The 7,390-nt window shown below is 33.1% G+C and carries 6 protein-coding genes and 1 pseudogene; 1 reads left to right on the forward strand and 6 read right to left on the reverse strand.

Annotated elements, in window-relative coordinates:
* Positions 1-132 precede the first annotated feature (132 nt).
* From DET63_RS29880 to DET63_RS29900, 5 genes and pseudogenes are all read right to left on the reverse strand, one after another.
* Positions 133-240 (reverse strand): annotated as a pseudogene (locus tag DET63_RS29880) (glyoxalase); the annotation flags it as partial.
* A gap of 60 nt (positions 241-300) precedes the next feature.
* A complete protein-coding gene (locus tag DET63_RS29885; RefSeq protein WP_002012286.1) occupies positions 301-1,314 on the reverse strand; it encodes a CgeB family protein in 1,014 nt (337 codons plus the stop codon).
* Positions 1,315-1,622: 308 nt separating this feature from the next.
* A complete protein-coding gene (locus tag DET63_RS29890; protein WP_033730341.1) occupies positions 1,623-2,042 on the reverse strand; it encodes a VOC family protein in 420 nt (139 codons plus the stop codon).
* A gap of 86 nt (positions 2,043-2,128) precedes the next feature.
* Positions 2,129-3,487: a branched-chain amino acid transport system II carrier protein gene (brnQ, locus tag DET63_RS29895; protein ID WP_113938647.1), complete on the reverse strand. Its 1,359-nt coding sequence runs from the start codon at positions 3,485-3,487 to the stop codon at positions 2,129-2,131.
* Between the two features lie 237 nt (positions 3,488-3,724).
* Positions 3,725-4,417, reverse strand: a complete 693-nt coding sequence (locus DET63_RS29900; RefSeq protein ID WP_016092819.1) for an FMN-dependent NADH-azoreductase — start codon at positions 4,415-4,417, stop codon at positions 3,725-3,727.
* 312 nt (positions 4,418-4,729) lie between these two features.
* Between DET63_RS29900 and DET63_RS29905 the strand changes: the two genes are divergently transcribed.
* Complete coding sequence (locus tag DET63_RS29905) at positions 4,730-5,695, forward strand: arsenic resistance protein (protein WP_113938648.1); 966 nt, start codon at positions 4,730-4,732, stop codon at positions 5,693-5,695.
* A gap of 125 nt (positions 5,696-5,820) precedes the next feature.
* Here the strand turns inward: DET63_RS29905 and DET63_RS29910 are convergent, their stop codons facing one another.
* On the reverse strand, positions 5,821-7,068 hold the full coding sequence (locus tag DET63_RS29910) for a DUF4153 domain-containing protein (RefSeq protein WP_113938649.1): 1,248 nt from the start codon (positions 7,066-7,068) through the stop codon (positions 5,821-5,823).
* Positions 7,069-7,390 lie beyond the last annotated feature (322 nt).

The raw sequence follows: 7,390 nt of genomic DNA on the forward strand, positions 1-7,390 counted from the left end.
TTGAACTTTCTCCGATCCCAATTTTCTCTCATTATACAAGAAATACCCTATAGAATAGACTTTTTTTCAGTGTCTATTCTATAGGGTACATTTTATTATTACGCAACACCCTTTCTCCATAATACACTTCCTTTACTTCTCTTCCGGATAATGACAATAATTAATGATCGTGCCCTCTGTATCCGCTAGGTTAAGATAAATTAATCTTCTACCATGCTTATTCATTCGAAGTGTATGCTCTTCCATTCAAATACCTTGTTCTTTACATATGTTGTGTTTCAACACATTCTTTCCCTATTTTTAAATTTCATTTTCTTTTTTAGGGTTCATTTCAATTATTTTTAACAGCTGTTGTACCCTTTTATCATATGTATGTTCGATTAGCGTTCTCTTCAGCCCTTCCATCGCAATTTTCTTTCTTTGTGCCGGGTTCGATAAATATCTTTCAGCTTTCTCTATAAAATCAACCGCTGAGGTAAATGTCTCAATTTGTACCCCTGGAATATAACACTTTTCTAAATCTGAACGAATATCCGTCATTTGAAAAGAACCTGTACTAGCTATTTCGAATGTACGATTATTAATAGAACAAGCATTTACTTTTACTCTATTTCTATTAAATGTTAAATCCTCTATCGAGCGATGTATATTCATGTTGATTTTACTTTTTTTGTAATATCCTATACTGTTTTCGTAAACCAAAAATGGTAAAAGTAAAATTTTATCTTTCAATAACTCATAACTTTTTAGTCTATCCCAATTACAACCTATAATTAGAGTGTTTTTAGTCACTAAGTACTCTGCAATTGAATCAATAAATGCGAGCCGATTATCAAAAGCAGTCCCTATGAAACTAATATCAAATATGTATTCCTCTTCCCTAAGTATCGGCGTATATACAGGAGGTTCTGCTGCTAAAGGCAAATAATATACATTATCACAACCTAAATCTTTATAAAAATCAATACATCCTGTATCTTGCGTAAACACATAATCATAGTCAAGCACTAAGTTTTTCGTCACATCTGTAAAGTAAGGGTCATCTGTAAGCCAGAGTGCAGTTTTAAAGTTGTATTGTTTTAAATCTTGAATTCCCTTAATTATCCCTTCTTCAAAACCATGAAATACAATAATGAGTGCCGGTTTTATCTTTAAAGCCGTTTTCACCAAGTTTTCGTATGTTACCATCGTTACATTACGAATTGCCTTTTTCAAACTATTATATATAGATTCCTCTAGCGCCGGAAAATAGACAGGAACACTAGATGTAACAAATAATACGTTAAAATTTTCAGCACTATTTGAAATCTCCACAGATAACCACTCTCCAATACATGAAATTCACAATTTATATTATATGTATTGCATAAAATATATAGTTGGTTATAAAGCACTCTTTTTCTTTCATATATTACTGTGCAAAATGAGGATTGCTTACCCTATAGTCGGCTCCATTTGCTCGCAAATACTAAAAAAAATCATGCCCACTCCTACAGGATAGTGGATAGCTTCTCATAATATATATTCAACATTCCGAAATACTTTCGTCGAAATATTGAAAAGTATACAAATAAAAAGGCGTTACATTAGTACGTAACACCTTTCACAACAATACACTTCCTTTATTTCACTTCCGGATAATCACAATATTCAATAATCGTCCCTTCCGTATCCGCTGGGTTAAGGTAAATTAATCGTCTACCATGCTTATTGATGCGAAGCGTATGTTCTAACGTTCGAATCCCTTGTTCCTTTAATTCTTCTAAAGCCACATCTAAATCGTCTACACGATACGCAACATGATGGACACCTTTCCCTTTTTGCTTTATAAATCGTGCTATTGGAGAAGTCGTATTATTCGTTGGCGCAAGTAATTCGATTCTATCACCATCAACTTCAAGAATAGCTACTTCGCTTTCAACACCAGGTGCTTCACTTACGTATCGATCTATTAAAGTTCCTGATAAAACCTTTTCATAAAACTGTATCGTACTATCTATATCACGAACTGCGATCCCGATATGGTCAATTGTTTTTTTCATTTTATTTCCCCTATTACTTTATTTTTTCTATTCTTATCAATAGTAACAAAAAAAGTTATAGAATCAAATTCTATAACTTTTTTCATTTAACTTATTTTCTTATTCGCACTAGCTGCTGGTTGCACTCCATTTTTCGTTTTTACAACGCTAATACCATAGCCGATAAATCCACCGATAATCGCTGGGAAGATCCAGCCTAATCCTACTTCCTGCATCGGAAGGAATTTAGTGAACACTTGGCTTACTACTTCAATGTTAACTCCAGCTGCACTTAATCCATCGAATAAGCTGATGATAAATGTTACGATTAAGCTCACTTGATAAACTTCAGCTCTACCTTTGAATAACGAGTGGAAGAATGTTAAGAAAATCAGCACGATTGCTAGTGGATAAATTGCTGTTAATACTGGAACAGAAACTGCGATTAATTGTGTTAATCCTACGTTTGCAACAATAGCACTAAACACACATAACGTAATTGCAATTACCTTGTAAGGAACATTTGGGAATAGCTTATGGAAAAATGAAGAACACGCTGATACAAGTCCCACACTTGTTGTTAAACAAGCAACTGTAATCATTAACCCTAATAATACCCCGCCATATGATCCGAAATAGTAGTTAGAAACTTTTGCTAATACTTCTCCGCCGTTTTCTAAATGTCCAAGCTTCGCAACGCTTGAAGCTCCCATATAAGAAAGAGCTGTATAAATAATTGCTAAAATAGATGCAGCGATCAGTGTTGCTTTTGCACAAACAACCATAATTTGTGTTTTCGTTTTCGCACCTTTTTCTTTAATTGCATTAATAATGATGATCCCAAATACGAACGATGCAAGCGTGTCCATTGTTAAGTATCCTTCTTGGAATCCTTTGAAAAATGCATGTGATGTATATCCTTCAACTGGTGCTTGCATATCTCCAATTGGATGAATAAAAGCAACGATTACTAAAATACCGATGAATGTCAATTTAATTGGCGTTAATATTTTTCCAACAATATCGACAATTTTCGCAGGATTTAGCGAAAAAAAACAAGTGATGCTAAAGAATATAATTGTGAAAAGAATTAAAGGTGTAGAACCTAATCCCTCTGGCATAAAAGGCTTAAGACCAATTTCATAAGAAACATTTCCTGTTCTTGGTATTGCAAATAACGGACCGATCGCTAAGTATAAAACTGTTGTAAACACAATCCCGAATACCGGGTGAGCACGACTTGCTAATGACTGTAAATCATCTTTACCCGAAAAACCAAATGCTAATACACCTAGTAATGGTAAACCTACTCCTGTTACTAAAAATCCAGCGTTAGCAATCCATACATTCTCTCCTGCCGATTGACCAAGCATCGCTGGGAATATTAAATTTCCTGCTCCAAAAAATAGTGCAAATAACATTAATCCGATAACTACTATGAACGAAAACGGTACTTTATTCGCCATAATATAACCCCCATTCAAATTTCCTTATTTCATTTTCCAATTTTAACTAATTGAATTTTCTGAATATTTAATTTAAGTATCAACTATTCTTGAACTCATTATAGTTTGTTATATAATATTTTGCAATACTATTTTCAAACTTTTCATTCATTTTATGAATATACATTTTTTAACATGGAAATTAGACTAAAAAACCAACATGGTCATCCATGTTGGTTTTACATTTACTATCATTAATTAAAATTTCGCCGCTACTTTCTTAACGTTATCCAAACCTTCTTCAACAATTTGCTGTGAACGATCTGGATATTGATTGTGTCCTTCAATTACAACTGTCTCTGGATTTGCAATTCCCCAGAATCCAAGTACGTTTGTAACGTAATTAACAGCCATTTCCATAGGAGCCATTTGTTCAGAAGAGTAATCTGAACCACGAGCACCTAAAACAACTACTTTCTTATCACCAACTAAACCTTCTGGACCGTTCGCTGTATATTTAAACGTTTTTCCCGCTTGAGAAAGATATGAAATATACGTGATTAATGGTGCTGGTACTGTAAAGTTCCATAATGGGAATGCAAATACTACTTTTTCAGCTTCTAAAAACTGGTTTAAGTACTTATCCACTGTAGCAACTGCCTTCTCTTCTTCAGCTGTTATCTCCATTCCTTGACTACGTTTATATCCACCTGAAATAGCGATATTTCCGTAATACGGAAGATCTAATGCGAATAAATCTAACTCCGTAATTTCTGTATTCGGATTTGCTTCCTTATAAGCACTTACAAATGTTTCATACATTTTTGAACTAATTGCTTGCTCCGCTGGACGATCGTTTGCTTTTACAAATAATACTTTTGACATTGTTTTATTCTCCTCTACTTTTGTATTTTCTTCTTTTTTACCAAATAACGAGCTAAATAATCCCATTTTCTTCACCTAAACTTTCTTATCATATTCATTATTCATCATCATAAAAATTCTTATTCTAATAAAAAGTTCCAATAGATACCTTAACCTAAGTAACTCAAAACTTTTTGTTATTTAATTACCTTATGTAAGTGATTGTAATACATCTACTTACTTTAGTCAAGTAACTTCTTAAAAAGAAAAATATCTCGGATTAAAAACAATAAAGAAATATATTTCCTCATTCAAAATGATAAATTCGAAAACACATAAGTGAAATCCCTTGTATAATACAACTAGAGAGAGAAATTCATCTATAGAGAGGATTTATTAATGAGTACTTTAGAAAAGATTCAAACCTTTATCATTCTTGCAGCTGTTATATTCGGGGTTATATTAGGACAATTTAATATGATACATATGTATTCGGAAAAATTTATTGTTCCCTTCTTATTTTTCATGCTTTATGGATTATTCCTCAGCATCCCATTGAAAGAAATAAAAAATGGATTCCGTAATTTAAAATTCGCTGGAACGAGCCTCACCATTAATTTTTTATGGACACCTTTACTCGCTTGGGGGTTAGGAGCACTATTTCTTTCAGATCACCCGGCACTTTGGGTTGGATTTATTATGTTAATGGTTACTCCATGTACAGATTGGTATTTAATTTTCACAGAGATCGCAAAAGGTAACGTCGCATTATCTACATCAATTCTACCAGTAAATTTAATTTTACAAGTACTACTGCTTCCAATTTATTTATTTTTATTTGCTGGTGTAATGAAGACTGTAGCGTTTTCTATTTTAGTAGAAAGTATTGTTATCGTAATCGTCTTACCATTTTTACTTGCGCACGCTACAAAATTCATTATGCATAAAATGAAAAAAGCTGAAACACTTGAGAATAAACTCATTCCATTTTTCAGCTCTGCTCAAATTGTATTTTTAAGTTTAGCAATAGTAGCGATGTTTGCCTCACAAGGTAAGTACTTATTACAAAATATGAATGTTGTTTTATTGTTACTTATACCAGTATTACTGTTCTTCATAATTAACTTTATACTAGGACAGTTTGTAGGACGTATGATGCATTTATCCTATGAAGACACTGTAAGCCTAAGCTTAACAACATTAGCGAGAAACTCGCCTGTTGCACTCGCAATTGCTGTGACTGCTTTTCCAGACGAGCCTCTTATCGCGCTTGCATTAGTGATTGGACCGTTAATAGAACTACCAGTACTAGCGTGTGTGTCACAAGTGTTATTACTTATTAAGAAAAAACAGCAATACACATAAAAAAAACGTCCTACTTTGGGACGTTTTTTTATTGTCGAGAAAGTATAGAAGTAACGATACTTATCGGCTCTAAGGATTTTATACGTTATAGAAAATTAGCTTGTCGTTACGTTAACAAAGTCTTTCTAATTAAAAATTATAGGGAAAGTAAATATAGCGAAAGCTGCCCAAAGTCCGTAAATTGGCAAATACTTCGTAACGGCATCTTGGATAGCTGTCGGTCCTGATTTGTTTTGTAGAAAACGCATATAGGAAAACATGATCCAAATTAGATTTGCCCAGATCAGTATGTTTACTCCTAAGACAGCAAGTCTATTAGGTGTAATCCCGTAAGAAGAAAGTCTGAATACGATGGCTGACAAAGCCACAGTGTCAATAATAAGCGCAAGAACAATTAAGGCAAAATTGATATAATCTGAAATGTTCTTTTTCTCGTCTGATTCACTCTCAACAATGGAAAATATGGTAACAGCCAATACACCAAGGAGTATTCCGTTGAAGGCCATTAGGAAATTGCGGTCCAAGAACGGATTTTTCCCGACCCATATAACCGTTATAAGATAAATCAACAATGTGATCAAGACGAGAGGACTAAAAATTTTAGATATGTATGGTGTAATATTCTTAGCAAGTTTAAGATTCATTGATGCCAAGTATGCAGCCACAATAGCGAGAGCGGCAGCACCAAATAAAATAACATTACTAAAATAGAAGTCTTCTATATTCAAGTCAACAAACCTAAATAACTGCATGGTTAATGCTGCTAATACCATTCCGCTCACTGCCATGCTGGCGTAGAGAATACCATATTCCAAATTAAATTTAATATAAGCTAATCTCGTACTTCCTTTTGAATATTCATTTCCTGTAAACGCAAGCCCTACTAAGACCCATAACAATATAGGAAGATGTAAATAAGCAAGGATACTGCTGTCTTTATAATTTAATGGCAACATATTAAGATACAACCCGGAAATCAGGAATAACGATGCAAGGAAATAAATAATACTTTTTTCCGGAGTATTATTGTAAACAAAATAGGCAGCGATAAAGGGAATTATACCAAAAGCCAGGTTAATTGGAGCAATTGCTTCCTGCTCGACAAAGTGGAAAATGATTCTAGTGCTTAGCCCAGCTAGAATAGCTAACATGCCCATGAATAAGAAACCTTTTTGAAACAACGATACTTTTTCTTTATTTGTCGTTTCCTTGAAATGCAACCTTTCATACCAAGCACTTAGCACCTGAGAATCAGGGTTTTGGACCCATGCTTGTGAGAATGACTTTTTAAAAGCTTTTGGGTCTTTTCTATACATTCTCTCCAACTCATGAGGGTTATCCATATTTTCAATAATCAAATTGTTAATGTCCATAGTTATACCTCCTCTAATTTTAAAAATAACGTTGTTACCTTTTCCATAAAAAGCACCACACTTATTTATTCTGATTTTGATTTTAATATAAAGTTTATCGTTTTGCAATAAATTTTTATTACTTTAGATAATATTTTTGTTGTATATTTTTATTCCAAGCAAAAACAAAAAGCATTCCTCATTCAAAGAAATAATCAAAATGATATAAACGTCCAATTTAATAACACCTTTTCAAACAATTATTTCAAATAAATTTTAGTGCTAGTATACAAAACTCTGTAATTATAAAATAAAAAAGCATGACATAAAATTGTCATGCTTT

Source organism: Bacillus sp. DB-2 (genome assembly GCF_003315125.1).
In the GTDB taxonomy this organism is placed as follows: domain Bacteria; phylum Bacillota; class Bacilli; order Bacillales; family Bacillaceae_G; genus Bacillus_A; species Bacillus_A mycoides.